A 26,588-nucleotide genomic window follows, 5' to 3' on the forward strand; every position below is an offset into this window, starting at 1 on the left:
ACTGATACCCCATAAACGATTTTTCTAATGTCTATTAAGAAATGATTGATAGCCATAAGTATAAACCAATTAATGTAATCAAAAGGGTTGGAATGGTTAAAATTATCCCTGTCTTAAAGTAGGTTCCCCCTGAAATCTTTACCCCTTTTTGAGACAATACATGAAGCCATAATAAAGTAGCTAATGAACCAATCGGCGTAATTTTTGGTCCTAAATCCGAACCGATAATATTAGCATAAATTAAGCCTTCTTTTATTACTCCTGCTGCATTTGTATCCGCTATAGCTAAAGCATCAATCAAAACAGTGGGCATATTATTCATAATAGAAGAAATAACAGCCGCAATAAATCCCATCCCTATTGTCGCAAGAAACAGTCCATGGTCGGCAGCAGTTTGAATAAGACTTGATAACAAGCCAGTTAAGCCTACATTACGAAGTCCGTAAATGACTACATACATTCCTATAGAAAAGAAAACGATTGACCACGGCGCTCCTTTTATTACATTGCTAATGGATACTGCTTGCTTCGTCTGGCAAAAACAAGAAAAACAAGTGAAAGGCTGCCAACAACAGCGGATACCGGAATCGCAAGAAATTCACTGCCAAAATATCCAATTAGTAGAAAGGCTAAGATTATCCAAGAAAATCGGAACATTTGCGGATCCTTAATAGCTTCTGCCGGCAACCTTAGATGGTTTAAATCATACATTTCAGGAATTCTCTTGCGGAAGTAGATATATAGAACAAGCATACTTGCCAATAAGGAAAATAAATTGGGAATAATCATTCTAGAAGCATATTCAACAAATCCGATTTCAAAAAAATCTGCAGAAACAATATTTACTAAATTACTGACGACTAGAGGCAAAGAGGTTGTATCTGCAATAAACCCACTTGCCATGATAAATGGAAAAACCATTCTTTCTTCTACCTTTAATGCTCGAACCATCGATAGCACAATCGGGGTTAAAATAAGCGCTGCACCATCGTTTGCGAATAAAGCTGCCACAAGAGCACCTAAAAGGGAAACATAAAAAAACATTTTTAGCCCGCTTCCATTAGCCATTCGAGCCATATGTAGTGCTGCCCATTCAAAAAAACCTATTTCGTCTAAAATAAGGGAAATGATGATAATAGCAATAAATGCAAGTGTTGCATTCCAAACAATTCCAGTCACATCTGCGACATCATTAAAATCCACTACCCCGACTAATAAAGCGAATATTGCTCCCCCACAAGCAGACCAACCAATAGAAAGATTTTTGGGCTGCCAAATCACAAATGTTAATGTTAATAGAAAAATAATAATTGCCAAAAATGTGTGTAGCAAATTAAGACTCCCTCCATTAGTTACATATAATTTTAATCCCTTTTTATTCCAATACTGTTATATCCTCACATCCATTTGATAAAAATTGTAAAATTTCATTTATCAGTCCATAATATTTACATGTCTTGTTTAATGAATAAAAAACCCATTGACCTTTCTTTTGTTCTTTAACAATCTCTAAGTCTCTCATTTTACGGAGATGCTGACTAATAGCTGGCTGCGACATATTATATATTTCTACCAACTCACATACACAAAATGCTTTTTCAGACAACAAACTAACAATAGATAATCTTGTCTTATCTCCTAACAGTTTTAATACATCTGCTGTCTCTTTTATAGATAATACAGGTAAAGATTGGTTTTTCTTCATCATTTCCCCCCTTATTTATGCTACATATAAGCATATACTTATATATTTATGGAAAAGGTAACAAAAAACAAACACATTATTAATCAGTATTTGTTATCCTGTTATGATTAGAGAAAACTATTCTATCCTTTGAATCTTCATAATAATGGGAGTACTTTTACTTTGCAAGCAAAAAAATAATCGCGGTTGTCCCCCTCTATTTTACGAACAAATTTGAAGTTTTCGTTTTTTCTCTCCTTCAATCACCCTATTTATGGTATAATACGAAACGTTATTGTAAAGAAAGAGGACAAGCAGATGAAACAAACATATTCTATCAAACAAAAGCTATCTCAAATGATTATTATTTTATTTCCTGTACTGGTTACCCAGGTTGGTATTTTTGCATTAAGCTTTTTTGATACAACGATGTCTGGACATTATAGTCCGGTTGACTTAGCTGGAGTAGCAGTAGGCAGCTCCTTGTGGACGCCAATATATACAGGACTTAGTGGTATATTGCTTGCTTTACCTCCGATTGTCTCCCAATTAATAGGAAAAAACGAGCAAAAAGGGGTATCATTTTCTGTTATCCAAGCAGCATACTTATCTTTTAGTATGGCTATCGCCTTATTAATTATTGGTTACTTCTGTTTAGATTCAATTCTTGCAAATCTTGGCTTAGAACAGGATGTCTATAGAGTCGCATATCATTACTTAATCGCATTGAGTACCGGAATTATTCCTATTTTTCTATACTTTGTACTGCGTTCTTTTATTGATTCTCTTGGCCAGACGCAAATTACCATGTTTATAACGCTAATCGCAATACCGATTAATATTCTCTTAAATTTTGCACTAATCAATGGCATTTGGATTTTCCCCGAATTAGGCGGAGTGGGAACTGGATATGCAACTAGTATTACTTATTGGGTAATGCTCTTTATTGCGGTTTATATTGTCCATAAAAAAAATCCTTTTGTAGCTTTTCAGTTATTTAGCCAATTTCCGGCCGTATCATGGAATAAATGGAAAGAAATATTGACAATTGGCGTCCCGATTGGTTTTTCTGTATTCTTTGAAACAAGTATTTTTAGCGCAGTCACGATTTTAATGAGCAATTATGATACCAATACAATTGCTGCCCACCAATCAGCTATTAATTTCGCTTCTCTTTTGTATATGGTTCCCCTCAGCATTTCTACTGCTTTAACCATTCTTGTTGGTTATGAAGTTGGAGCTAGACGAACAAAAGATGCTAAAGCCTATAGTTGGTTAGGTGTTGGACTTGCTGTAATCATCGCATTTATTAGCGGAATGATTCTTTTGACGTTTCGAACTAACATTGCTGGTATTTATACGAATGACTGGGAGGTTCTCCATTTAACAGCCCACTTTCTTATTTATGCGATATTCTTTCAACTATCTGATGCAATACAAGCACCAATTCAAGGAGCTTTACGAGGGTATAAAGATGTAAATGTTACCCTTATCATGAGTTTTCTATCATATTGGGTAATAGGTCTGCCTAGCGGATATCTTCTTGCCACTTACACTAACTTAGGACCCTTCGGATATTGGATTGGACTCATTATCGGCCTTGCAACCGGTGCAATTTTCTTAACAAGCAGACTATTTAAAATTCAAAAACACAAATTTAGTGATAAACAATATGAAAATTAACACCGAACTGTGTCAATTAACACAGTTCTTTTTTATGAGATAAAAATAAATTCCTGCCCTAAATCTCCCTTTAGGCAAATACACACTTTTGGCATATGTGAATACAATAAAAAATAAGCATATATTTGTAAGTGAGAAAGGATGAATTTCCAATGTTCCCGTGGAATTTATTCCCTTTTAATAAAGATGCCAAAAGTAGAATGGACCAAATGAATCCGCAAGATATCCAAAAGTATGTGCAAGAAATGATGGATAAACTTATGCCTGAATCTCTACAAAAAATGGAACCAGAGAAAATGTTTCAGAGCTTTTCAAAAGGAGCAAATTATCGTAACGATAATCTTAACCATGCCGAGAAATTTAATTATGTTGTTTTTGAAACACATCATCATGTCTATGTCAGAATTCCTATTCTTGATAGCAGCTGGTTAGAGCATATTAAGATTTTTTATACATCCAATCAACTTATTATACAGCATATCCCCTTATTTGAAGATAAACACACAATCACACTTCCAGCAATTGTTCGAAAAAAAGGATCTGTCGCACTTTATAAAGATGATATTTTAGAAATAAGAATTCAAAAGAATATTGATATTCACTATTCAGAGATTGATGTTACAGAAATGAATTAATAGAAAGAGGAGATTTTTATGAGTTTTGATAACTTAAAAAAAATCTATCAATTTTCAGAGAATAGTCATAAGGAAGACTACTGGAAAGATATGTTTGGATCAAATGAAAAAGCATGGTTCTCCCATCCATCTGCATCCATAAAAAATAGTGATGCGTTTCCTGCTTGCGATTTTTATCTATTCCATTCTCGATATTATATTGACATAGAGTTACCAGGAATAGATATGAATCAGCTTTCGATACATTTAAATAACAATCTTTTATGTATTGAAGGTTATTACCAAACCATTATTCCTGATTGTGCCTATCTTTTAAAAGAACGGCAAAACAAACATTTTATTAAAAATATAACAATACCCAATTATGTAAATCAAAAAGATATTGACAAGAAATATGATAATGGAATATTACAGCTTTCTTTTCCCTATAAAGAAAAGGAGGGAAAGTAACTTCCCTCCGACTAATTATCCTCTTTAAATTTACCGATAATAATTATAGAAATAATTTATCATAGCAATAAAACGGTTTGTCTTTTCCATCAAAAAATGTCGAACCAACCTTATTATATCCATTCTTCACAAATAAGTTTTGGGCCTTATCATTTAATGAATATGTATCCGTTTTTAAGTAAAAAATATCTTGTTCAATCGCATACACTTCAGCAAATGCTAGTAAGTTACTTGCAATGCCGCCTCCACGAATATCAGGATCAACAACTAAACGGTGTAAAACCATATATTCCTTATTATCATAACTCCAATCAATTTTCTCATAATTTTTACCGCCAATTCGATCTATTGTAATAGAACCAACGACTTTATCATCCATAATAGCTACAAATAGATTATTGGTTTCCATATCAGCCAGGAAGCTGGCTTCGTTTGGATATTTATGAGACCATTGATCATTACCTTCTTCTTGCATAATGACCAAAGCCTTTTTTACAATCTCCATAATAACTGGTAAATCATCTATATGTCCTTGTCTAATTTCCACAAATAATTTCTCCTATACAATAATTTATTACCTGATGTCCTATTCTTTATTTTGCTTTATATAAAAGTAGATATTCAGGAAAAATCATTATATAAATTTCTAATCAAAAATACCACTATTTTGATTAATAATAGCGCTTAATCTAGAATTTCCATTTTTCAGATAAAAATATATCCGGACACAAAAAAATACAGCCTCATCATCAATAGATTGAAGCTGTATTTTTAAAAAGTTGCGGAAATTTATACTTTATTTACCAATAAATTGCTGCGTCCAATAATTACCATTTTCTACATAACCAACACCAATATGGGTAAATTTATTGCTTAAAATATTCGCACGATGACCTTCACTATTCATCCATGCATTTACTACTTCTTCTGGCGTTCTTTGACCTTTGGCAATATTTTCTCCGGCTGCTTTATACGTTACACCAAATTGTTTCATCATATCAAATGGGCTTCCGTATGTTGGGCTTGTGTGATCAAAATAATTATTTGCACTCATATCTTGTGACTTTGCTTTTGCAACTTTACTTAATTCATTATCTAGAGTAAGTGCTGGCAATCCATTCTTCGCTCTTTCTTTATTCGTTAAATCTACTACTTGCTTTTCAAATGCGCTCACGGAAGAACTTGCATTAGCTGAATTGCTTTTTGTAGATTCAGGGGTAGTATTTTGTTGTGTTGTATTAGATTTTGAATTTGGTTGCTGCTGTACATTACTAGTTACTTTTGGTTTCGCTGTTTCTTTTTGTACTTCTTTCGGTTTGACTGTTTCTTTCTGTACTTCTTTTGGTTTGACTGTTTCTTTTTGTACTTCTTTTGGTTTGACTGTTTCTTTTTGTACTTCTTTTGATGTTTCCTTCTGTTTAGTAACAGGATAAAAAGCCTGTTGGTTATCCATAGATCCTATTAACTCGTTCAAAACTTTATCTATATCTATATGATAATTAGAAGATATATTATGGAAAATTTTATTTAACTGTTCTTCTGAAAGATTGTGTGCTTGATAGATTGTTTTAGCTTCTTGTGGTTGAATCGTTGAAGCCTCCGCTTTATTTGCTAGTGGAGTTGCCATCAATAACGTTGAAGCAGCTGCCACTGAAAAAATTAAATTCTTCTTTTTCATTGTTTATTTCCTCCTTGGTTATCCAAATCGAAATAGTCGTAGATTTTGTTGTTTCGACTTACAACAACATCATACCATACGTTTTTTTGTCATATTTCTGGATATTAAAACCAATAGAAAGAAATTGGAATCATTTCACATGGGTAAAAAAGGGATATATAATAGGTTAATAGCTATATCAACTAATTTATCTCCCTTTGTTTCTACAAATATGAATGGTTATAAAATCCTTTTCTTATATTTTATAGTAACTGAACTATATTTTAGATTAAAAAACATCCTTGACAAACTTTTTTGGACTAACTTTAAATAACATTAAAGACAAACAGTTTACAAAAATTTAGGGTTTATTACAAGCTTTCAGTGTTTATTCTTATTCCTTAGAATGCATAAAAAACGGTAAATTTGGAAACCTAATATGGATTAAAATACCTTATAAAGAATGGAGTATTGATATGAACAAACCGTATTGCTGCCCCAATTGCAAAACAAATCGCAGTCGCTTTAATATTATTCAGCAAGTTCCTCAATCCGTTAAGCTAGATCCGCAAACAGGCAATGTTATAGAGGAATATTCATCTGAGAATTTATCTCCTTTTCATATGGGTTATACTGGTCCAGATTATCGAATTCAATGCGCTGCTTGTGGTTTGGTTGAAGATGAAAAAACCTTTATTAAGTTTGGAGAAATGAAAGGATAATAAACGGATTTAAGCATAATGGTAAAAAATGTGGGTGGGACAAAACAAAATATATAATGGTTAAAGACGAACAATCTCTAATTTAGAGGTGAAACCAACTCGTCCCATTACGTTACAGACATTCCATTTCACACCGTTTTTAAAGATTATTTCTTTCCAGCATTTATTTCAAAAGAAACTAAATGGAGCAGCCATGATACACGTAGACTCCTATGGGAGCTGCGAGAAAGTCCAAGACCACACAGGAAAGAGGAGGCTTGGCGCTCGCCCCATGGAAAGCGAAGTGTATTCAGGCTGCGGGTGATTACCACAAACCTTCTTTCTTAAAATAAATAAAAAAACCAAACAATTATACGAATTTTTTAGTGTGTACGTATAATTGTTCGGAGTTAGATTTGGTTGAATTACTTATGTCCCACTCTCTATCTTTTACCTGAACTATTCAAACGGATGTTCCTTCACTTTTACCTTCCATCCTTCTAATGGTGAAGTCCGAACTAATACTAGATCTTTTTTTATATTTCTTGTTCTGGCATTTTTCATATATACATTACATTCAATGGTAAGAGTAACTTGCAGCGCCTGCTCATAAACTTCAGGATTAACCACATTTAAACGATTTATTTTGATATTCTCTATCATAGCTAGTTCTGAAGACCAATCTTGCTTCGTTGTAATGTATGATAAAATGGTTGCATCTTTTTCTTTTATCCCTGCGATAAAGGCTTTGACTACATCATTGGGATTCATTTGTTCTAAGTACTGTCTTAATTGACCTGCTGCTTTATAGATCATTAATTTATGAGAAAAATCCATCTTATCTGTTTTATGTGTTGTGCTCCCTAAAAAATGCACACAAAAATGTCCAGGAAAGTTATTTGCTAAGGCACCTGCTCCATGAGGCATGCCATGCATGGAAGCTGCGAACCATTGATCATTTACCATAATGAGAATCGCTCTTCTTCTCCAACTCCATTTCCCTTCATAAATACCTTTCATTATCTTTGTATCTTTTACAGTTAATGGCTGTACATCTGCATGTTGGCTGCCCGCTCTCCGTTGTACCTTAAACTGCTTACCTGTTTCAATATCTAAAATAGTAAATTTGCTATATTTTGGAATAATCTCATTAATGGCATTCCATGATAATAATTGAATATCAAAACTAATCGGGGAAGAAATATTTTCTTCGGCTCCCATCACTAAAGGTGCCGGAGTTATAAGAATACAACAAAGAAAAAGTAATAGGAATTTTTTCTTGTTCACAATAAACCACCTTCAATATGATTTCCTATTGAAAGTTTGCCCTATTTTCTTCTCCGTACTCTGATTTATCTTCAATTGTTAAAATATCATGCTATTTATAATTGATCCAACGCTGCCCCTATCTTCTTCCAATCGACATTTTCTCCAATAAACACCATATTCAGTGGCATTTTCATGTCTTCTCTCATAAATAAAGGCATGCCGTATGAATATTGAAATAAGTCTGGATGTTTTGCTTGGTGAAATTGAACATATCCTTTTATGCGATAGATCGTATCAGGCAGCTCTCTTAAGAAATCTTCAAATTGATCTGCTCCAATGCTCTTTTGGAATGTATAAACAAATGTACTTAAATGCAAAGAATGGATGGATGTTTTTTCGATATCCTTATAGTAATGGCTCTCCATTTGGAGTAATTTTTCAAAAGGGAATTTGGAATAAGTAGTCAGCAAACTAAAAGCATGTGGATTAATCGATTGAAGCTCAAAGCTAATTTTTGCTTTTTCAGCTTCTGTTAACTCGTCTTCTTTATTAATAATTAATATACTTGCATGCCTTGCTTGCTCTAGAATAAGTTGTTGAATTGGTGCGTTTAAAGCTGATCGCTCAAGCCACTGTCTTCCATCTATAACTGTTATGATTCCTTTGAATCGTAGACGATTGGCAAAAAGAGGAGAAAGAATCCCATCTATCGTTTCAACAGGATGAGCAGCTCCAGTTGTTTCAAAATAAATAACATCTGGTTTTTCTTCCACTAATAATGTTTGTATTTGTGCTTCCACTTCATCTTGGATCGTGCAGCATACACACCCACCAAGTAACTCTTTTAATGGAATATCACCATCTATTTCATTAGAGTCAATGGAAATCCTGCCTAATTCATTCATTAAGACAGCCACTTTTCTGCCAAGCTCTTTCTCTTTTTTTAATATTTCTTTTAATAATGTTGTTTTTCCACTACCTAAAAATCCGGAGAGGACGTATATATCTGTCTGTTTCATCTTATATCTTCCTTTATTTATAATAATTTTTGAAAAAAGAGCATGCTTACTTTTTGAAAACAGCCTAAGAAAAAGAGGATGACAATTGTCTGTCACCCTTTACCATGAAGATCTTATTTTTTCATTTCATCTTTTAATACTTCTATCGCTTTTTTCATTTGTGTATCTGATTTTTGAAGTTTTTCCCGGAGTTTATTCATTAATTCTGTTGTTGTTTCTCCGGTAATAATTCCATCTTCTTTTAATTTTTCTTTCTTTTGAAATTCTTTTGCAGCATTTTCCGTACTATCATCAAAATAGCCATTTGTATTGTCTACATCATATCCTAATGCTTTTAGCATTTCTTGCGCCGTTTTAACTTCTTCTGAATTGCTGCCTTTTTTCAATTTACTTTCTGGATTAATCATTGTTAAGCTTGCATAACTTGGAAGTTCTACTTTATAGGATGGTTCAATCCCTTTTTCATGAATCCAGCTACCATTTGGTGTCAACCACTTATCTACCGTAAATTTAATATTACTTCCATCTGTGAAACTTTTTGCTTGTTGAACGGTTCCTTTACCAAACGACTTAACGCCAACAAGTGGAACATTGGCAGATTGATTAACCGCACCAGCTAATATTTCTGAGGCACTTGCACTTCCACCATCGATTAACACAACAAGTGGAATGTCCATATTACTGCTATTTTGCGAAGTAACTTTTTCTACAGTTCCATTTTTATGTTCGATTTGATAAATAATTTCCCCATCTGGGACAAATAAACCAGCAATTTTCTTTACTTCTTCTAATAAACCGCCTGGATTATGACGTAAATCAAGGACAATACCTTTCATACCATCCTCTTGATATTTATTTAAGATATCGACTAATTCCGTTGCTGTATGCTCCGAGAAGCTTGTTATTTGGATTTTAGCAATTTTATCTTTACCCATTTCTCCATAAACAGTCTCAATCGGAATCGTATCTCTTGTAATCGTTATTTTTAACGGTTCACTTGCACCAGACCGTTCTATTTCTAATTCTACATTTGTCCCTTTTTCACCACGAATTAAAAGAACAGCTTCTGAAGAACTCATTCCTTGTAATGACTCACCATCTACTGTAAGAATTTTATCGTTCGGTTTAATTCCTGCCTTTTCAGCTGGTGATCCTTTTATTGGCGATACTACTACAATGCTATCATTTAATTGCTGAATTTCTGCTCCTATGCCTTCAAAAGAGGAAGAAATACTTTGTTGGAAGTTTGCAGCCTCTTCTTCATTCATATAATCAGAATATGGATCATCAAGTGCTGTAAACATCCCGTCAATAGCACCATTCACTAAATCTACTGAATTTAAATCCTTGTAATAGTTATCCATTAATGTATCATACGCTGTATACAGTTTATTGAATTCTTCCCTCTGATTATTTACCGTAACAGCAGGCTCATCACCAAAAGAAAAAGCAATCGTTGTAATCCCAGCAGCGGCAATGACTACTACAAATAAAAGCATGACAAAATAAAACTTCTTAATTTTTATATATCCTTGTTCGCTTACTTGCTCTATTTCTTTTTCTGTATTATTGTTACTGTTATCCAAATACTTCACCACTTTCGTTTCCAAGAGAGTTTTACACTATGTATGCAAATAGAATACCACGTTTATTTTTACTTAATCAAATATAAGGAAATTCTTCTATTAATAGGGAACAGAAAAGGAATGATTGATGTGGTATTCCTCCTTTTCTGCGCCCTAGCTTATATTTTTCGAACGACCTTAAAGTACTCTTCTAAGGTCCAGTCATTTTCATAAATATCTTTTGCAGATTTTTTACCTACATATCGAAAATGCCACGGTTCAAATTCATATTGTGTGATTTTCTCCTTCCCTTTCGGATAACGGAGAATAAAGCCATATAAATGAGCATTTTCCTTTAACCATTTTCCTTCTTTCGTCTCTCCGAATTCCTCTGTTAATAAGAAGTTGGCACTCTCACTTGATATATCCATTGCAAGTCCTGTTTGATGTTCACTATTTCCAGGGTACGCAACTGCTTGTACCGCCTTCTCTTTTCCAACCCGGCTAACCTCCGCATCATAGACCTCCGTTTGACGGTTGTAAGAACGATAACCAGAAACTGCATAAAGTGTAATGCCACTTTTCTTTGCATCGTTAAACATGTCCTGCAACGCTTTTGCTGCTTCTTTTCTCATATAACTTTTTTCAATATCCTGATTACCAAAGGAAAATTCAACATTTGGTCTCACTAAATCCTTTGGAGCATAGCCATCTGGTAAGCCGAATTCTTTATTAACAAGAGAAACAATATTTGTTGGATTTTGAATGATCTTTCTTCCATCAACCTCTTTTATGTCATTAAAAAAAATAGATTCAAGTGTCCAAGGTGTTTTTTCTTCCTCTGACACTGTCTCAGAAGGTTGTTGCTCCTCATCCTTGACCTGATCCTCTTTGTTAACTGGTGTTTCCACTTCTTGTTCCTTTTCAGTTTTATCCCAAAAAGAAACTTTGTCTTGTATTGATTTTAAATCTACTTTTTCACACCCTGTTAACATTGCAATCGCTAATGCTAAAGATGAGATAGCTACTGATTTCTTCATTTATGTCACCTTACATATCATTAAATTTTCTACACTACTGGATTTTATAAAGGTATGCAAAAAGCATACCTTTTTCTATTGCTAATTATTTTATTGCTGCTTCTAAAGCCACTTCAATCATTTCATTAAATGTTGTTTGTCTTTCATGTGCTGTTGTTTCTTCGCCAGTTAAGATATGATCACTTACAGTTAAAACAGAAAGGGCTTTACGATTAAATTTAGCAGCTATCGTATAAAGTGCAGCTGTCTCCATTTCTATTGCTAAGATTTGATATTTCGCCCATTTTTCCAGCTCAGAATTATCGTTATAAAACATATCTGCGGTAAAGACATTTCCTACTTTTAAAGATAGTCCTTTATCCAATCCACTATCATACGCTTTTTTCAGCAAATCAAAGTCCGCTGTTGGCGCGTAATCTACTCCTCCAAAGGTTAAACGATTCATTTGAGAATCCGTTGAAGCACTCATTGCAAGAATGACGTCTCTTACTTTTACATCCTTTTGGATTGCACCACATGTTCCAACACGAATTAAGTTTTGGACATTATAGCTGCTAATTAACTCATTAATATAGATAGAAATAGATGGAACTCCCATCCCTGTACCTTGTACACTAATTCTTTTTCCTTTATATGTCCCTGTATAACCAAACATATTACGAACTTCATTATAGCACACTGCATCTTCTAGAAAATTTTCAGCAATATATTTTGCTCTTAATGGATCCCCTGGAAGTAAGACAGTTTCTGCAATTTCCTGTTCTTTTGCACCAATATGTACACTCATTTTTATTTCCTCCAATTGACACTCATTTCATTGTTTCAATCCAAATATTACATGCTTATGAAAACTTCACTATTTGTACTATATCATATTCTAATATGCTGTAAAACATATTTAATTTTAGCATAACAAATTTTTGATGAGGTTATACTAAAATTAGTTTTCCTACACTAAGAGAGGCAAAACTAATTTTTATCCTATTTTATAGGAAAATAAAGGATTCTGTCATGAGGGGGATTATAATGGGTAAAAAACATCGAAATAGGATTAATTCTCCAAAGAAGAATAATCATATACCAAAAGAGGCTATTATTGCAGAACAGGAAGCGCATGGAAAAGAATACTCTGCAACGGGACGCAAACGATAATATGACCTTTCAAGCTATTAGAGTGCTATAAAATTATGTATAAAAAAATGGTGAGATTTCCTCACCATTTTTATTATCTTTATTCATCAAGTTCTTCGTCAATAATGCATTTGTCCAATAAATATTCAAATGTAATGTCAGCCAATTCTTCCATTTCACCTTCAGTAGGAACGAATCCCCTTTTTACTAGCTCACGAAAGAAAAACTCTGCTATTTCCTCAGTATCAATAATTACGTCGATTTCTTTCATGCTTATCGCCCCCCTTTTTTAAAGAATATATGTGACATTAAGAAAAAAATGCTTTCACAATAAAATTATCTGATAAAACAGGCTTTTTTTCAAGAAATATTATCTAGTATATAGCAAATTAATTGAAAAAATAGACATGCTTTGCATCCGGTCCACATATAGTTTAAATAAAAAAGGGAGGCATTTAATAATGAATAAAATCCAATTCGTAGTCGAAGAAATAAAAATAGATTTGAACAAGGAAAACAGTGAAATCCTCACTATTTTTCATTCCCTTTTACAAAAGCTTTTTTCCCTTCTAGTCATTAGCAGCATACCGATGTTTATCTATCTATTATTCTAGATTTTCGTTTCATTATCTTTATCAGATCTGCTGCTGACCAACTTGAGTTTTCGAAGGGTTAACTTCATAACCTGCTCATATTCGGTATCTTTAAATAAAGAATATAAAATACTGTAATCATTATAGATATCTAGCAATCCGTCAATGAGCTCTTTCTTCTCCTTACTTCTTTCTAATAATTCTTTTTCGGTCTGCTGGAAAGAGCTATTCGCCTTTTTTAACTCAATGGATTTTTGTTTTTTATCCAATATATAAAGTAGTCCTAATTTTTGTATAAATGAATCTGCACTATCTGCATCTGCTACTAGGGTTAATTCATCTTCCCCTGCTTCTAGCCATTCTCCATCACTTACTCTAGAAAGCTCATAAATTACATCTTCCCATGCATCGTTTTTATATCTCCAAATTTCTGTTCGAAACCCCATTATTTTAAAAAGATTGGATCCATATCCTTTCACTTTGACTAAATCACCAATAAAGAAGCGAAATTCAATATCAATCTTCTCTGAATCCATAATTTCACCATCATACTCAGAAAGCATTTGCAAACTGGATTCCAAATATAAACCTTCACTTTTATTTACTTCATATACATGCATATGATCCAAATATTTTACATCCGTGATTTTTCCGACCGTTCCATATATCGTGATCACGACTGTATCACCAATTTTGAATTTTGGTTTTTTTCGATTCGCCATAATAACAAATCCTCTCTAAACAAGATTGTGTGGCACTGCTACTTATGCGTTTTTCCCCCACACTCTTGAATAGAATATTTGATCCATGAAGATGGGGGATATTAAAGGAATATTATCCTATCTTCAATTACCATGTAATTTCCATCCTTTTCCGGCTATACTTTCACTTATTTGGTACTACTATCATATGCAACAAACCACTATTCGCGCATAAAAATTCTCTATCTTCCTAATTGTGTTATTGTCACTCCTTAAACGGTTTATTCATTATATGTGTATAGGTTAAAAGGAAGAATACTTTCCAATGTTTAAGTACAAGCATCAGCTCTTCCTTTTTTTCTTCTTATTATTTAAGGAATAATTAACCTTTTAGACAGGCAACATTAAGAAGATAAAAAAACATCCAAACAAATTGTGGTTGGATGTTTTCAATAGCTATAATTCTTCTTTTCTTCTTGAAATAAATATTTCTCCCATGCCTCATCAAAAATACGCATGCTTGGAAGATAATGACCATTCAATTCTAGATAATCGCTTATTTCATCATAATCAAAACTATTTTTGGGAAAATCATGATCAAGATAAGCTTCATTCGCAAATTCGCTAATTTGATCATTTGGTTCGGGATGTCTAAACTTCATAAGAAAATGATAAAAAGATTTAGTCATGATCTCACCTTCCTTGATCGATAGATATAACGTATACTATACATAATTGAAAATAATGGTGCAAGTGATTTAGTTGAATTTAAATTCATTCAATAGTAATTGTCCGAAGAGCCTAAATTTCTTCTCATTCAAAATACAATAAAATTACTGGTTACCTTGTATTTCTGTAGGGTAATTTAATGAACAGGATATTCGTTAATTAATAAGGAGGGTAAGAAAATAGAAAAATGAAAAAAGGATTGAAATATTTTATTTACTCTCTTATTTTTATTGTCATAACCAGCATGGCATATGCATTAGTTCATTCTGAACAACCGAAAAGAAATGTTTACAAAAAAATTACGGATGGAAAACAAGTGAACTATTTAATTGTAGGCGATAGTATTGGCAGGAGTTCAGGGGCAAGCAACAATCATCGAAAATGGTTTCACCTTATGGAAAGGAGCTTAACAGAAAAATATGGAGGCTCATTTAAAAAACAGTTAGTAGTACAAAGCGGAGCCACTGCATTTGAAGGATTATATAAATTGAAAAATAGTTTATCTAAAAATATTGATTTAGTATTTATTGTATTTGGAGAAAATGATCGAAAATATATGGATGATAAGCAATTTTATTTCTTTTATCAGTCTTTGTTAGAAGAGGTTGTCCTCCGTTATCCTGATGCAGAATTAATAACAATTACAGAAAGCAGTCTAGATAATGAGGACTTTGTGAACGTTATAAAACAGATATCTAAAAACTTTTATGCAACAAATATTGATATGAGAATTCCTTTTCGAGAATCTAGATTATCAACTGAACGATTAACAAATGATCTTGTACACCCAAATGACTATGGATATTATCTATATGCTCAAGAAGTCGTTAATACGCTGCAAAAAGCAATTCACGATAAAAAGAAAGTACTGACTTCTACTATACCTGTTAATGAGGTATCTAGTTTGAAGATGAAAACCAGTTATCCTATTGATTCAATCGACCCTTCTTTCCGAAAAAAAGATGGTTATTATACATCCGGTAAAATTGGCGCAAATATTGAATATCATTTTAGTGGTTCTTTTTTAGGAGTAAACGTAATCAGAAGTGAAAAGGGTGGAATGATGGATGTATTTATAGACAATAACTATGTAACTACTATTTCCACATGGTGGCCATTTAAAAAAGAAAGATCACTCTATGTCACTAGCGGTCTAAAAAATACGGATCATAAGGTTACTTTTCAAATTTCCGCACATAAATCAAGATATAATATAACCGATCAACATTTGATCCAAATATCTTCTATTATCACTAATTAGCAAAAATACTTCCTTGAAGAAAGGGGGGGATACCTATCATGGCATCCCCCTTTCTTCTATTATCTAAATAAACTTAAATACTTACCGTATCCTTTTTCTTCCAATTCTTCTTTTGGTATAAACTTCATCGCTGCTGAATTCATGCAGTATCGTAAGCCTGTAGGTTGCGGACCATCATTAAATACGTGACCAAGATGAGAATCAGCCTCCTTACTTCTCACTTCTGTGCGTATCATTCCATGACTAGTGTCTTTCTTTTCCGTTAATTCTTCTTCATCAATTGGCTTTGTAAAACTTGGCCATCCACAGCCAGCATCATATTTATCAAGGGAACTGAATAATGGTTTTCCTGAAACAATATCGACATAAATCCCATCACCAAATTCATCCCAATATTCATTACGAAATGGTGGTTCTGTTCCATTGTTTTGTGTTACTTCATATTGTATGGGTGTTAATTTTTCTTTTAGTTTGTCTTTTTCCATTACTCATCTCTCCAATTCTCTTGAATATATGCTGCACGTCCTGATCCAATATGATAACGATTATAATGTTCAGGATTCTTTCTGTAATAATCCTGGTGATAATCCTCCGCAGGATAAAAAGTAGATGCTGGAAGAATTTTTGTTACAATCGGTTTACTAAATCTACCACTTGATTCTAATTGTTGTTTAGATATTTCAGCTGCTTGCTTTTGTTCCTCACTATGGTAAAAGATTGCTGTTTGATAGGATTGACCGCGATCATAGAATTGCCCCCCTGCATCAGTTGGATCAATTTGCTGCCAATAAATACTAAGCAAATTTTCATATGAAAAAACATCTGGATCATATGTAATTTGGACTGCTTCATAATGTCCCGTCGTTTCAGAACAAACTTCTTTATAGGTTGGATTCTCTTTATGTCCTCCTGTATACCCAGAAACAACTTTGATAATCCCTGGCTCCTGATCAAAAGGCTTAACCATACACCAGAAACATCCTCCTGCAAATGTTGCCACTTTTACATTTTCCTTCACATCTATACCCCCCTAAATAACTTTCTCCTCTTTTTTATTCCCTTATCTCCATGATTTCACACTATTAGCTTAATGTTTATAAGAGAAATATGCAAAAATTAAGTCTCTAAAAGAAACGTAAATCCCCTGATTCATAAGACCAAGGGACTTTTTATAAAAACAATCAAGTAACTACATCTTCTTAAATTGTTTATTCCTATTTTTCCATATTTTCTTTTGATCTGATTGTGCTTTTTTATCTTGTCGTCTCTCAAGAAAAGCCAGTTCTCTTAACAGCTTTTTATAGCTAAGTAATCGTTCTTCTTCGATTTTCCCATTTTCAATAGCAAGCTTTACTGCGCAGCCAATTTCCTTTTCATGCTGACAATCTCGGAATTTACAATATGCTGCAAATTCTTCTATTTCAGAAAAACTATTAGAAATACCCTCTTCACTATTCCATAATTGCAGCTCCCTCATTCCTGGAGTATCAATTAATACTGCACTATTCGGCAACAAAACCATCTCTCGATTTGTAGTAGTATGTCTTCCCTTTGCATCGGACTCTCTAATTCCTTGGACTTCCTGTTTATTGTATCCGCATAGATAATTTGTTAAAGTAGATTTCCCGACACCAGATGAACCTAATAAAGCGACTGTCTTTCCAGGAGAAAGAAATGTTGTCAACGTTTCTAATCCAATGTTATTTACAATACTTACTACTATAATAGGAATACCAAAAGCTACTGATTCTACCAAAGTGACTTTTTCACTAATATCATCTACTAAATCCGCTTTCGTTAAAACAATGACCGGACTTGCTCCACTTTCCCATGTTAAAGTTAAATAGCGTTCTATTCTTCTTATGTTTAAATCTTCATTCAATGAATTAACTAAGAAAATAGTATCAACATTGGCTGCTACTATTTGTTCTTCGGTACTATTACCTGCTACTTTTCTAGAAAATTTGCTTACTCGAGGTAATATGTTTATAATGGTTCCTTTTTCTTCAAGAATTCTCGGCGAAACAATCACCCAATCGCCAACTGCGGGTAATTCTTCTCTTGACTGTGCAGTGTATGCTAATTTTCCGGATACTTCACATAAAAGCTCACCATATTCCGTCCACACTCGATACATTCTTTTGTGTTCTAAAGAAATTCTGCCAATTATTTGATTTTCCTTTGCAACCATTTCAAACGCTTCTTTGATAGTTTCGTTAAAACCAATCTGGGTTAATTCCATGTATAGACCTCCAAATATTTGTAAATTAAAAAACCATGGTGCATACAGCCCATGGTTTCCCTACAAACATTTAGAAGTCTCCACATAAGAACTTATCCTCTATCTATAGATGACAAATACTCATTTATTGACGTAACCGTTTGGGCTGTATGCTATATGAATAAACGATTTAAAAAATGTATTGTTACTCATAAGACATCAGCCCCTTTCACTTATTAATTTTATTATATAAATATTCATTTAAATTGTAAAGCCTATTTTATTAGGCACTCTCCCTAATCTTTAGCATATTCTATTTTCAGAAGACTCATTTCTTCATCTGTCAAGCTGGATTTACTTTTAAATCGTAATGGAAAGTAAGAGAATTATGAATATTAGGGGGAAGTTCCATGACAAGAGATCATTTTCACTCCATCCAAGAAGCTGGAATGTATAACGTATTAAGTGATTACTATAAATATACGAATCCTGAATTACATGTATATTATTATCATAAGCATCTTCAAAGCTTAACCCATGCTTTAAAGAAGGAAAGTAAGTCTGCTATTGTCTCGGACATCCAGAGGCAAAATGAATATGGGAAAGTCAGGTTTTTACAAGGCACTAATAACTTGCCTGCTGTTGATATTTACATGAATGGTATATGTCTGTTAAGAGAAGTATCCTTTAAAACGATGAGCAATGAATTAACATTGCCTGCTGGAAAATATCAACTGGATATATATGAAACTGGGAAGCAGATAGATCCATTATCCAGTCAAATATTGAATATTGATTGTAATGCATATCATACTTTTGCTCTTGCTGGCAATGAAAGAAACCTCACAATACATTCATTTCCTGAATTTCCAATTGTACCAGCAAACGAAACAAAACTACGAATTATTCAACTGGCAGAAAACCTGCCAACCATTGATATCGCCGTTCAAAAAGGAGATATCGTATTTCCATCCATTCCTTATAGAGGAGCAAGTTCTTATTTAGGATTGTTTCCAATGACTGTCTATTTAGAAGCAAGAAATACAGAAACAAAGGAAGTATTAAAGAAATTTCCTGCTCTCCAATTAGAAGCCGATAAAACATATAGTGGATTTATTGTCGAAGAAACCGATGAAAAAACTTGTGAATTATTAATTTTTTCCTGTTAGCATAAAGAGGCTATTCTCAAAATCTCCCACCAATAATCCATTTACATTTGGGATAGGAGACTTTTTAGAAATAGCCTTTCATACATTACTTATTCAGTTGGCAGCAATAAATTAAATTGAATTATATTTTGCTCTAAATCAAATGTTTTCGCCTCTACTAACATTCCGTTTTTCAAGTCCATCTTAGTTAAATGAACATATATTTCTTCTTCATTTGGCTGAATATCAACCCAATCTGGAAAATTATATTGATTTTCAATGAAATTCATTACATAAGATACGGGTAACGGCAGATGACCAATACTTATTTCTTTTTGTTTTAATAATAAATCCCCATTTTCTAATGCTATTGGTTCAAAGGTTAATTTCATTTGAATATCTGTTTGAAAAATCGGCATCGTACCATATAGCTCTACTTGATCCGCTATATTTATTTCATAATGAATCGGACCATTAAGTCCTTCTTTTTCTAGAAAATGATTAATTAGCTTCGTCAAATCCTCACGATTTGTTGTAACAGCAAATGGAACTTCTTCTCCTTGCTGCTTTAATATCGGTGTCTTCTCAACTGGTTTAAATATCATTATCGCTATATAAATGATACCAAGTACAAGAACACCTGCTAATGTTAAAAATGCTAGTTTCCACTTGTTCTTAAACAACCTTTTCTCCTCAATTCTCCGTCTGCAAATTCTCCAGTATATCAGCTAGTGGCGCTGTTAACATCTTTTCATAGATGGCTTCAGCAATAAGCTGATATCCCTTGTCATTAGGATGAAAATAATCTTCATAAAGTAAATCTGATGTTGGATTTTCAAAAATATTCTCGATACTCACGAAATATGTATGCTCATATTTTGCTAATACCCTTTCACTTGTACTATTCCAATCGGCCACAATTTGATTCATTTCTTTGATATCGGAAAACATCTTGATAAATGGGTTATAGACCCCAACTACTATTACGACAGCTTTAGGATTGTATTCTCGTATACTAGCCAAAACATTATTTAGATTATCTTCATATTCGCTTAATTGTGCCTTAAAAGAATCCATTTGCAAATTGGTAATATTATTTCGTACAACTTTCATAATATCATTTCCACCAATAGTAATAATTACACCATCTGCTTTTTTAATTGACTCACTAACTTCCTCTGTTTTAATTCTTTTTAATAACTGATCGGACCTGTTGCCTCTTACCCCATAATTCAAAAAATCTGCCTTATTTACTCCTTTAGTTTCTTCAAGTAAAGTTTGCAGATATGGAATATATCCCCCTTTTCCAGTGCTGTCACCAACACCTTGTGTAAGAGAATCTCCAACAGATACTATTGCTAATTCTTTTGGTAAAAAACTGACTGGTATATCCTTTTTATTCAAAACTACCATATCTTTTTCTGTATTATAGAGTGTCTGATTGGAGCAGGAAACAAGCATTAAAAGAGAAAATAATAAAACAAGAAAGGTAAATGGTTTTTTCATCTTTTCACCTACCTTCATTTTTTATAGTATAGCATATTGAAGAGAATTCGAAATGAATTTATGCACTTATTTTTTTCCAATAAGCTCCCAATATGCATCCTAATCACTGCGAAATAAGTAAAAAATTCTCTTATTTAAACTTTTTCTTTTAGGAAACTCTAAATTCATCCATATGTAAGGAGAATTACTTTTTTTACTCATTAAGATAGAGAGGGATGAAAATTCTAAATAACGTGCCCCTTCCTTTTTCGCTTTGTACTTCAATATGTCCTTTCATCTGCTCAACCATCTGATAACAAACCATTAAACCCATCCCAGTCCCCTTTTCTTTTAACGAATAAAATGCAGTACCTAATCGGTTTATCTCTTCTTCTGTCATTCCTATTCCAGTATCCTCTATTTCAAATACCCCATATTTCTTTACTGGATAAAGGTTAATAGTTATCGTTCCTCCATTTTTCATTGCTTCAATTGCATTTTTTAAAATATTTATAAGTACTTGCTTTAATTCATTATTATTAGCTTCTAGGTATACTTGTTGAATATTCTTTTTAAAGTGAATACCTTTGCCCATCATTGCATAAGAGTGCATTAAGTCAATGACTTTATTTGCCAATGCTGCTCCATCAACCTTTTGTGATTGTTCCACATCAGGCTTTGCTAAAGATAAATAATCATTAATAATTGTTTCTGCGCGATTCATTTCCTCAATCATTAATTTAATATATGTTCTTTCTTCTTCACTCATATGTTCTTTTGCATAAAAAATTTGCAAAAAACCTTTGACGACAGTCATCGGATTTCTTATTTCATGAGCAACAGATGCAGCAAGCTGACCAACTGCATTCATTTTCTCCGCTCTTTGTAATTCCTTATTCATTTTCAAGTAATCTACAATATTATCCATTTGCATAAGTGCTTCTTCCATTGTAGTTAGTTGAAAATCCTTTGATATTGTTCCAAGCTCTTTTGCAGTATTGGTTAAACGATAGAAAAGAGACGCAAGATTAGCAACAACTTCATTATAATTTTTCATCAACCCTTGTAATTCTGAGTTCTCATTTATCTCCATTTTAACATCAAAATTCCCACCACTTATTTCATTCAAACCTACCATCATTTTGTTAATAGGGTGAAGGATTTTATTTAACCAGTTTCTTATATAAATAAACAGAAAGATAAAGCTAATTAAAAGGAAAAATATCATTTGAAGTGCGAGTTTTTTCAGAAAATAGAACTGGTCATTGAGTTTCCTTTCCATTCCAATAACGCCCACCAAATGGCCTTTTTTATCATAAATAGGAATGAAGGAACTCTTAAAATGGTCTTTATTAAGTTTGTATATGCTACTGTGCTGAACTTCATGCATAGTAATTGTTCTCTTATATACAGGCATTATATTTTCTGCTAGTCTATCAACATAATGAATTCCTATTTTTTGATTTTGCTGTGAGATAACAGCTATATGATTTTGCTTCTCATTTTCTGCTAATACCGATATATAAATGCGTTCCTTTATTTCCAAAATGCTTTTATTAAAATCTGGAGAGTTGATTATATTATGAAGTAGTTGCTTAGAATCAGTCCTTTTCGATTCACCCATATGCAAGGAAACATTATCACTTAATAATGTTAAAATTTCTTCCCCATCCTTTTCAAAATATGTCTTCCACTCTTTATACTGGTAATAGAATATGAATGTTACAAAAAGCATGAGAAGAAAAAAGGGCAGAAAAAAAGAAACAACTTGATATTTATTTACAAACGGAATAGTATTATATTTTTTTATCATACTGGCCACCTATTTCTTATATTCCTTGGTTACAAAAGACATACTATACTTGAAACTACTTCTCCCAATTACAATTGAATTATATATCGTTATTTATGTTCGTTATCTTAATTTATATGTTGATTCGACATTTTCACTTAAATTCCCTTTAATTACCCCATTTTTTTAATTCACTAATTTTAAAAAAAGAGGAGGTATGAATTGCTCTTTCCTTCTAATGAATAAGAGGATTCTACATTTATCCTCACAAAATCAAAGTGTTTCAGATATAACTTATTTAGACAGAAAAAGCCAAACAATCACAGGATGTTCCTATGATTGTTTGGCTTTTATTGTTTTTATATTCCTATAACCCACAACATTCTTTTTGTCGAGCAGCAATCTGCCTTTTGCTGAAAAGAATGATTATTCCATATAATAGCTAAACCCGATTGCCCCTGGTCCCGTATGGGTGGAAATGATAGGAGTTGTATAGTCAATATCAACTCTATTAAAACCAGTAGCCTTTTCTATTGCTTCTTTCAATTTAAGCGCAACATCTAGGCTGCCAGCGTGTGTAATGCCTACCCCTTTGATCTTTTTTCCTATGCTGTCTTCCGCAAAGGCATTAGCTAAATATTTCACTGCTTGTGAACGACTTCGTACCTTTGCTACAGGTGTATATACACCGTCCTCTAGAGTTGCAATGGGTTTAATATTTAATAAAGAACCTAGAAACGCTTTCCCTTTTCCTATTCTTCCGCCCTTCATTAAATTCTCTAATGTATCTACTACAACAAAAAGTTTCGTATGTTTTTTCACATGATTTAATCTTTGCAAAATTTCGGCTGCGTTATGCCCGTTTTTTACCATTTCGGCTGCTTCTAATACTTGAAAAGATAAACCTTTAGAAATAAATTCTGAGTCTACAACAAAGACGGTTGCCTTTGTTAATTGGCTGGCACTTTTAGCTGATTCTACTGTCCCACTCATTCCACCAGTCATATGAATGGAAATTATATCAAAGCCTTCGTCTGCAAGTTCATCATATTTTTCCACAAAAGTGCCAACAGATGGCTGGGAGGTTTTAGGTAGCTCATCTGCTGCTATCATCTTATCGATAAATTCCGCTGGTGAAATATCTACTCGATCCAAATATGATTTGTTATCAACATAAATAGATAAAGATACTACCTCAATTTCATATTTTTCTAAAATTTCTTGTGATAAATCTACCGTTGAATCTGTTACAATTTTGATTTTTTTCATTTCACACTTCCTATTAATCATTCATTTTTCAATTAAGCGCTTACTTTATTATACATTTATTTTTATTATATTCCTATGCTGCTTTGTATTTTTTTGAGCATCTATTATCCACTATACCACAAATTAAGCATTTCGTAACCTGTGAATCGCATCACAATCTCTGACGAAATAACTGAACTCAAAACGCTTTAAAAAGTAAATGCATGCTCAAAAAACCATGCGCTCAATAACAACGCGCATGGCCATATTAGATGGATTAGACCAGTAAATGGAATAAGTTAGAATCTCTATTCACTTCCGTATACGGAAATCCTTTTTTATCCATTCGTTCAATTAATTCTCTGTAATCATCCCTATTTTTCAGTTCTAAACCTACAAGTGCAGGACCACTTTCCTTATTATTCTTTTTGACGTATTCAAATCGAACAATATCGTCATCAGGTCCCAAAACATCATCTAAAAACTCTCTTAGTGCACCTGCTCTTTGTGGAAAATTAACAATAAAGTGATATAATAAACCTTCATATAATAAAGAGCGTTCTTTAATATCCTGCATGCGATCAATGTCATTATTACCACCACTAATGACAACCACAACATTTTTGCCTTTTATTTTTTCCTTATACAAGTCTAGCGCAGCAACTGGAAGAGCTCCAGCTGGTTCAGCGACTATGGCATGCTCATTATATAAAGACAAAATAGATGTACATACTTTGCCTTCAGGCACTAACACGATATCATCTACATAATCTCTGCAAATTTCAAAATTCTTTTGTCCAACACTCTTGACTGCTGCCCCATCTACAAATTTATCAATTTTATTTAATGTTACTACTTTATTTCTAATTAAGGCTTCCTTCATCGAAGGGGCACCAGCTGGTTCTACACCAATCATTTTCGTTGCTGGAGAAACGCTTTTCATGTATGTACTTAACCCTGCCATTAAGCCACCGCCACCGATACTTGCAAACACAAAATCAATCGGGACATCAATATCATTCATCATTTCGATTGCCATTGTCCCTTGACCAGCAATAACATTTTCATCATTAAATGGATGGATAAATGCTCTTTCTTCCGCTTCTGCACACGCTACTGCTTCTACATATGAATCATCGAAAGTATCCCCTATTAAAACAATTTCTACATTTTCTTTGCCAAACATTTTAACTTGTGTGACCTTTTGCTTTGGAGTTGTTGCAGGCATAAATATTTTTCCATGCACATTTAAATAACGACAAGAATAGGCCACTCCTTGTGCATGATTCCCTGCACTTGCACATACTACGCCATTTTTCATTTTCTCTTTTTCCAGCATCTTCATGGAATAAAATGCTCCTCTTAGTTTGAAGGAACGAACATGCTGTAAATCTTCCCTTTTTAAATAAATGTTGCAATCATATTTTTCGGATAACCGATAATTTTTTTGTAAGGGAGTATGGGCTACTATGTCTTTAATACCTTGGTATGCAATAATAATATCCTCCAATTGCACCCATTTTTTCATTACATTTTGTTCCATTTCCACACCCTCATTTCTAACCATTTTAATTTGTACATTATATCATGAATTATTCTTTTATCACTAACAAAATTTTAAATTTTCATTTTTTTTAAACTTTTTTGACCACGTAAAATTATCTGATTGCAGCGTATTCGGCAATTGTTTGTTTTTATGAAAGAAATCCATTACAATTAGGGGATAAGGAGTGAATAAAATTATGAATTTTTCGATTAAAGATTTCTCATTAAAAGAAGAGATTGCAAATAGTATTACCCACGGGATTGGCTTTCTTTTAAGTATACCTGCATTAGTGATGCTGATCATTAATGCTGTTGAAACAGATAACCCATGGAGAATCGTCAGTTTCTCTATCTTTGGAGCAACCATGATTATCCTATATTTATGCTCCACCCTATTGCATAGCATTACCCATGAGAAAGTGAAGGACTTTTTCGAGATACTCGATCATTCTTCTATATATCTTTTAATCGCAGGTACCTATACTCCTTTTGTTTTAGTTGCTATCCGTGGCGGGTTAGGCTGGACACTATTTGGAATCGTATGGGCTTTGGCCATTATTGGTATTGTCTTTAAATGTTATTATGTAAAAAAATATATAGTTACTTCCACCATCTTGTACGTTATTATGGGCTGGCTGATTGTAATGGCTATTGTCCCGTTATATCATGCCATTGGCACAACTGGTTTTATGCTTCTCGTAGGCGGCGGGCTTTTATATACGATCGGAAGCATCTTCTATGTCATGCAAAAGATTCCCTACTTCCACGCTATTTGGCACCTATTCGTATTAGCAGGGAGTGCTTTAATGTATTTTTGTGTGTATCTTTATGTATAGATAAAAGTGAATAAAATACACTATTAGTAAATAAGAGGATGGGATATAAGTATCTTGTCTAGAAATAAAGCCAAACAATATACGAAAGTTTGTCGTATAACTGTTTGGCTTTTTTATTAACTTTAAAATGAAGTGTAATGGAGCTACTCTCTGCGGGATGTAGAAACGCTTTATATAGCCCACACAGAGATCAAG

The 26,588-nt window shown here is 33.2% G+C and carries 28 protein-coding genes and 1 pseudogene; 9 read left to right on the top strand and 20 right to left on the bottom strand.

All coding sequences use genetic code 11. The features are described 5' to 3' along the window. Nucleotides 1-34: 34 nt before the first annotated feature. Nucleotides 35-1,332: pseudogene (locus MHH96_RS19170) on the bottom strand (arsenic transporter). A gap of 43 nt (nucleotides 1,333-1,375) precedes the next feature. After that, nucleotides 1,376-1,708, bottom strand: a complete 333-nt coding sequence (locus MHH96_RS19175; protein WP_341117879.1) for an ArsR/SmtB family transcription factor — start codon at nucleotides 1,706-1,708, stop codon at nucleotides 1,376-1,378. A gap of 294 nt (nucleotides 1,709-2,002) precedes the next feature. Here MHH96_RS19175 and MHH96_RS19180 point away from each other — a divergent pair, with 294 nt between their 5' ends. The 3 genes from MHH96_RS19180 to MHH96_RS19190 all read left to right on the top strand — a co-directional run bounded on the left by MHH96_RS19180 (nucleotide 2,003) and on the right by MHH96_RS19190 (nucleotide 4,452). Then, the gene (locus MHH96_RS19180) at nucleotides 2,003-3,367 is read left to right on the top strand and encodes an MATE family efflux transporter (protein ID WP_047940473.1); all 1,365 of its coding nucleotides are present in this window, start codon (nucleotides 2,003-2,005) and stop codon (nucleotides 3,365-3,367) included. A 152-nt stretch (nucleotides 3,368-3,519) separates the two neighbouring features. Continuing rightward, a complete protein-coding gene (locus MHH96_RS19185) occupies nucleotides 3,520-4,002 on the top strand; it encodes an Hsp20/alpha crystallin family protein (RefSeq protein WP_047940472.1) in 483 nt (160 codons plus the stop codon). A gap of 18 nt (nucleotides 4,003-4,020) precedes the next feature. Beyond that, the gene (locus MHH96_RS19190; protein WP_047940471.1) at nucleotides 4,021-4,452 is read left to right on the top strand and encodes an Hsp20/alpha crystallin family protein; all 432 of its coding nucleotides are present in this window, start codon (nucleotides 4,021-4,023) and stop codon (nucleotides 4,450-4,452) included. A 43-nt stretch (nucleotides 4,453-4,495) separates the two neighbouring features. Here the strand turns inward: MHH96_RS19190 and MHH96_RS19195 are convergent, their stop codons facing one another. Together MHH96_RS19195 and MHH96_RS19200 are read right to left on the bottom strand one after the other, a co-directional pair. Beyond that, a complete protein-coding gene (locus MHH96_RS19195; RefSeq protein ID WP_144544910.1) occupies nucleotides 4,496-4,999 on the bottom strand; it encodes a GNAT family N-acetyltransferase in 504 nt (167 codons plus the stop codon). 249 nt (nucleotides 5,000-5,248) lie between these two features. Then, a complete protein-coding gene (locus MHH96_RS19200) occupies nucleotides 5,249-6,130 on the bottom strand; it encodes a CAP domain-containing protein (RefSeq protein ID WP_095320651.1) in 882 nt (293 codons plus the stop codon). Between the two features lie 455 nt (nucleotides 6,131-6,585). Between MHH96_RS19200 and MHH96_RS19205 the strand changes: the two genes are divergently transcribed. After that, the gene (locus tag MHH96_RS19205) at nucleotides 6,586-6,831 is read left to right on the top strand and encodes a hypothetical protein (RefSeq protein ID WP_047940468.1); all 246 of its coding nucleotides are present in this window, start codon (nucleotides 6,586-6,588) and stop codon (nucleotides 6,829-6,831) included. A gap of 438 nt (nucleotides 6,832-7,269) precedes the next feature. On the opposite strand, the gene MHH96_RS19210 is transcribed toward MHH96_RS19205, so the two are convergent. From MHH96_RS19210 to deoD, 5 genes are all read right to left on the bottom strand, one after another. Next, nucleotides 7,270-8,097 (bottom strand): hypothetical protein, encoded by an 828-nt coding sequence (locus tag MHH96_RS19210; protein WP_179290064.1) that lies wholly within the window; start codon nucleotides 8,095-8,097, stop codon nucleotides 7,270-7,272. 95 nt (nucleotides 8,098-8,192) lie between these two features. Beyond that, entirely contained in the window at nucleotides 8,193-9,098 is a 906-nt protein-coding gene (locus MHH96_RS19215) for a CobW family GTP-binding protein (RefSeq protein ID WP_047940467.1), read from the bottom strand. 113 nt (nucleotides 9,099-9,211) lie between these two features. Continuing rightward, on the bottom strand, nucleotides 9,212-10,684 hold the full coding sequence (locus MHH96_RS19220) for a lmo1851 family serine protease (RefSeq protein WP_047940466.1): 1,473 nt from the start codon (nucleotides 10,682-10,684) through the stop codon (nucleotides 9,212-9,214). 158 nt (nucleotides 10,685-10,842) lie between these two features. Then, entirely contained in the window at nucleotides 10,843-11,703 is an 861-nt protein-coding gene (locus MHH96_RS19225; RefSeq protein WP_047940465.1) for a M15 family metallopeptidase, read from the bottom strand. 85 nt (nucleotides 11,704-11,788) lie between these two features. After that, nucleotides 11,789-12,490 (bottom strand): purine-nucleoside phosphorylase, encoded by a 702-nt coding sequence (gene deoD, locus MHH96_RS19230; protein ID WP_047940464.1) that lies wholly within the window; start codon nucleotides 12,488-12,490, stop codon nucleotides 11,789-11,791. 239 nt (nucleotides 12,491-12,729) lie between these two features. Here deoD and MHH96_RS19235 point away from each other — a divergent pair, with 239 nt between their 5' ends. Beyond that, nucleotides 12,730-12,855: a hypothetical protein gene (locus MHH96_RS19235; RefSeq protein WP_095259060.1), complete on the top strand. Its 126-nt coding sequence runs from the start codon at nucleotides 12,730-12,732 to the stop codon at nucleotides 12,853-12,855. Between the two features lie 79 nt (nucleotides 12,856-12,934). On the opposite strand, the gene MHH96_RS19240 is transcribed toward MHH96_RS19235, so the two are convergent. Next, nucleotides 12,935-13,105 (bottom strand): YozD family protein, encoded by a 171-nt coding sequence (locus tag MHH96_RS19240; RefSeq protein ID WP_082138223.1) that lies wholly within the window; start codon nucleotides 13,103-13,105, stop codon nucleotides 12,935-12,937. Nucleotides 13,106-13,295: 190 nt separating this feature from the next. Here MHH96_RS19240 and MHH96_RS19245 point away from each other — a divergent pair, with 190 nt between their 5' ends. Beyond that, nucleotides 13,296-13,448, top strand: a complete 153-nt coding sequence (locus MHH96_RS19245; protein WP_156485379.1) for a hypothetical protein — start codon at nucleotides 13,296-13,298, stop codon at nucleotides 13,446-13,448. Here the strand turns inward: MHH96_RS19245 and MHH96_RS19250 are convergent. Together MHH96_RS19250 and MHH96_RS19255 are read right to left on the bottom strand one after the other, a co-directional pair. Next, complete coding sequence (locus MHH96_RS19250) at nucleotides 13,445-14,149, bottom strand: hypothetical protein (protein WP_047940463.1); 705 nt, start codon at nucleotides 14,147-14,149, stop codon at nucleotides 13,445-13,447. The genes MHH96_RS19245 and MHH96_RS19250 overlap by 4 nt on opposite strands. 428 nt (nucleotides 14,150-14,577) lie before the next feature. Continuing rightward, on the bottom strand, nucleotides 14,578-14,817 hold the full coding sequence (locus MHH96_RS19255; protein WP_047940462.1) for a YozE family protein: 240 nt from the start codon (nucleotides 14,815-14,817) through the stop codon (nucleotides 14,578-14,580). A gap of 227 nt (nucleotides 14,818-15,044) precedes the next feature. Here MHH96_RS19255 and MHH96_RS19260 point away from each other — a divergent pair, with 227 nt between their 5' ends. Further along, on the top strand, nucleotides 15,045-16,118 hold the full coding sequence (locus tag MHH96_RS19260; protein ID WP_047940461.1) for an SGNH/GDSL hydrolase family protein: 1,074 nt from the start codon (nucleotides 15,045-15,047) through the stop codon (nucleotides 16,116-16,118). Between the two features lie 59 nt (nucleotides 16,119-16,177). Here the strand turns inward: MHH96_RS19260 and msrB are convergent, their stop codons facing one another. From msrB to rsgA, 3 genes are all read right to left on the bottom strand, one after another. Beyond that, entirely contained in the window at nucleotides 16,178-16,603 is a 426-nt protein-coding gene (gene msrB, locus MHH96_RS19265) for a peptide-methionine (R)-S-oxide reductase MsrB (RefSeq protein WP_047940460.1), read from the bottom strand. Beyond that, nucleotides 16,603-17,136 carry a peptide-methionine (S)-S-oxide reductase MsrA gene (gene msrA / locus MHH96_RS19270; RefSeq protein WP_082138222.1) on the bottom strand — a complete coding sequence of 178 codons (534 nt, stop codon included), beginning with the start codon at nucleotides 17,134-17,136 and terminating at the stop codon, nucleotides 16,603-16,605. The genes msrB and msrA overlap by 1 nt, the downstream gene beginning before the upstream one ends. 171 nt (nucleotides 17,137-17,307) lie before the next feature. After that, on the bottom strand, nucleotides 17,308-18,360 hold the full coding sequence (gene rsgA, locus MHH96_RS19275) for a ribosome small subunit-dependent GTPase A (RefSeq protein ID WP_047940459.1): 1,053 nt from the start codon (nucleotides 18,358-18,360) through the stop codon (nucleotides 17,308-17,310). Between the two features lie 389 nt (nucleotides 18,361-18,749). Here rsgA and MHH96_RS19280 point away from each other — a divergent pair, with 389 nt between their 5' ends. Then, entirely contained in the window at nucleotides 18,750-19,508 is a 759-nt protein-coding gene (locus tag MHH96_RS19280; RefSeq protein ID WP_061796435.1) for a DUF4397 domain-containing protein, read from the top strand. An 89-nt stretch (nucleotides 19,509-19,597) separates the two neighbouring features. Here the strand turns inward: MHH96_RS19280 and MHH96_RS19285 are convergent, their stop codons facing one another. From MHH96_RS19285 to ilvA, 5 genes are all read right to left on the bottom strand, one after another. After that, nucleotides 19,598-20,170, bottom strand: coding sequence for a YpmS family protein (locus tag MHH96_RS19285; protein ID WP_047940457.1), 573 nt, complete (start codon nucleotides 20,168-20,170; stop codon nucleotides 19,598-19,600). Nucleotides 20,171-20,180: 10 nt separating this feature from the next. Beyond that, on the bottom strand, nucleotides 20,181-20,993 hold the full coding sequence (locus MHH96_RS19290) for an SGNH/GDSL hydrolase family protein (protein ID WP_047940456.1): 813 nt from the start codon (nucleotides 20,991-20,993) through the stop codon (nucleotides 20,181-20,183). 193 nt (nucleotides 20,994-21,186) lie between these two features. After that, nucleotides 21,187-22,785 (bottom strand): ATP-binding protein, encoded by a 1,599-nt coding sequence (locus tag MHH96_RS19295; RefSeq protein WP_053215563.1) that lies wholly within the window; start codon nucleotides 22,783-22,785, stop codon nucleotides 21,187-21,189. A 405-nt stretch (nucleotides 22,786-23,190) separates the two neighbouring features. After that, nucleotides 23,191-24,033, bottom strand: coding sequence for a DegV family protein (locus MHH96_RS19300; protein ID WP_047940455.1), 843 nt, complete (start codon nucleotides 24,031-24,033; stop codon nucleotides 23,191-23,193). A 256-nt stretch (nucleotides 24,034-24,289) separates the two neighbouring features. Beyond that, the gene (ilvA, locus tag MHH96_RS19305; RefSeq protein WP_047940454.1) at nucleotides 24,290-25,555 is read right to left on the bottom strand and encodes a threonine ammonia-lyase IlvA; all 1,266 of its coding nucleotides are present in this window, start codon (nucleotides 25,553-25,555) and stop codon (nucleotides 24,290-24,292) included. A gap of 199 nt (nucleotides 25,556-25,754) precedes the next feature. Here ilvA and trhA point away from each other — a divergent pair, with 199 nt between their 5' ends. Next, nucleotides 25,755-26,393 (top strand): PAQR family membrane homeostasis protein TrhA, encoded by a 639-nt coding sequence (gene trhA, locus MHH96_RS19310; protein WP_047940453.1) that lies wholly within the window; start codon nucleotides 25,755-25,757, stop codon nucleotides 26,391-26,393. Nucleotides 26,394-26,588: the final 195 nt, after the last annotated feature.

Source organism: Niallia sp. FSL K6-0212, assembly GCF_038007605.1.
GTDB lineage: Bacteria > Bacillota > Bacilli > Bacillales > Cytobacillaceae > Niallia > Niallia circulans.

Bases quoted from the DNA above. Each gene is read 5' to 3' on its own strand.
- rsgA (WP_047940459.1), bottom strand. From the start codon at position 18,360: ATGGAATTAACCCAGATTGGTTTTAACGAAACTATCAAAGAAGCGTTT.
- MHH96_RS19190 (WP_047940471.1), top strand. From the start codon at position 4,021: ATGAGTTTTGATAACTTAAAAAAAATCTATCAATTTTCAGAGAATAGT.
- MHH96_RS19255 (WP_047940462.1), bottom strand. From the start codon at position 14,817: ATGACTAAATCTTTTTATCATTTTCTTATGAAGTTTAGACATCCCGAA.
- MHH96_RS19250 (WP_047940463.1), bottom strand. From the start codon at position 14,149: ATGGCGAATCGAAAAAAACCAAAATTCAAAATTGGTGATACAGTCGTG.
- ilvA (WP_047940454.1), bottom strand. From the start codon at position 25,555: ATGGAACAAAATGTAATGAAAAAATGGGTGCAATTGGAGGATATTATT.
- MHH96_RS19260 (WP_047940461.1), top strand. From the start codon at position 15,045: ATGAAAAAAGGATTGAAATATTTTATTTACTCTCTTATTTTTATTGTC.
- MHH96_RS19290 (WP_047940456.1), bottom strand. From the start codon at position 20,993: ATGAAAAAACCATTTACCTTTCTTGTTTTATTATTTTCTCTTTTAATG.
- MHH96_RS19200 (WP_095320651.1), bottom strand. From the start codon at position 6,130: ATGAAAAAGAAGAATTTAATTTTTTCAGTGGCAGCTGCTTCAACGTTA.
- MHH96_RS19300 (WP_047940455.1), bottom strand. From the start codon at position 24,033: ATGAAAAAAATCAAAATTGTAACAGATTCAACGGTAGATTTATCACAA.
- trhA (WP_047940453.1), top strand. From the start codon at position 25,755: ATGAATTTTTCGATTAAAGATTTCTCATTAAAAGAAGAGATTGCAAAT.
- MHH96_RS19225 (WP_047940465.1), bottom strand. From the start codon at position 11,703: ATGAAGAAATCAGTAGCTATCTCATCTTTAGCATTAGCGATTGCAATG.
- MHH96_RS19280 (WP_061796435.1), top strand. From the start codon at position 18,750: ATGACAAGAGATCATTTTCACTCCATCCAAGAAGCTGGAATGTATAAC.
- MHH96_RS19295 (WP_053215563.1), bottom strand. From the start codon at position 22,785: ATGATAAAAAAATATAATACTATTCCGTTTGTAAATAAATATCAAGTT.
- msrB (WP_047940460.1), bottom strand. From the start codon at position 16,603: ATGGAAAAAGACAAACTAAAAGAAAAATTAACACCCATACAATATGAA.
- MHH96_RS19240 (WP_082138223.1), bottom strand. From the start codon at position 13,105: ATGAAAGAAATCGACGTAATTATTGATACTGAGGAAATAGCAGAGTTT.
- MHH96_RS19180 (WP_047940473.1), top strand. From the start codon at position 2,003: ATGAAACAAACATATTCTATCAAACAAAAGCTATCTCAAATGATTATT.
- MHH96_RS19245 (WP_156485379.1), top strand. From the start codon at position 13,296: ATGAATAAAATCCAATTCGTAGTCGAAGAAATAAAAATAGATTTGAAC.
- MHH96_RS19205 (WP_047940468.1), top strand. From the start codon at position 6,586: ATGAACAAACCGTATTGCTGCCCCAATTGCAAAACAAATCGCAGTCGC.
- MHH96_RS19175 (WP_341117879.1), bottom strand. From the start codon at position 1,708: ATGATGAAGAAAAACCAATCTTTACCTGTATTATCTATAAAAGAGACA.
- MHH96_RS19215 (WP_047940467.1), bottom strand. From the start codon at position 9,098: ATGAAACAGACAGATATATACGTCCTCTCCGGATTTTTAGGTAGTGGA.
- MHH96_RS19185 (WP_047940472.1), top strand. From the start codon at position 3,520: ATGTTCCCGTGGAATTTATTCCCTTTTAATAAAGATGCCAAAAGTAGA.
- deoD (WP_047940464.1), bottom strand. From the start codon at position 12,490: ATGAGTGTACATATTGGTGCAAAAGAACAGGAAATTGCAGAAACTGTC.
- MHH96_RS19235 (WP_095259060.1), top strand. From the start codon at position 12,730: ATGGGTAAAAAACATCGAAATAGGATTAATTCTCCAAAGAAGAATAAT.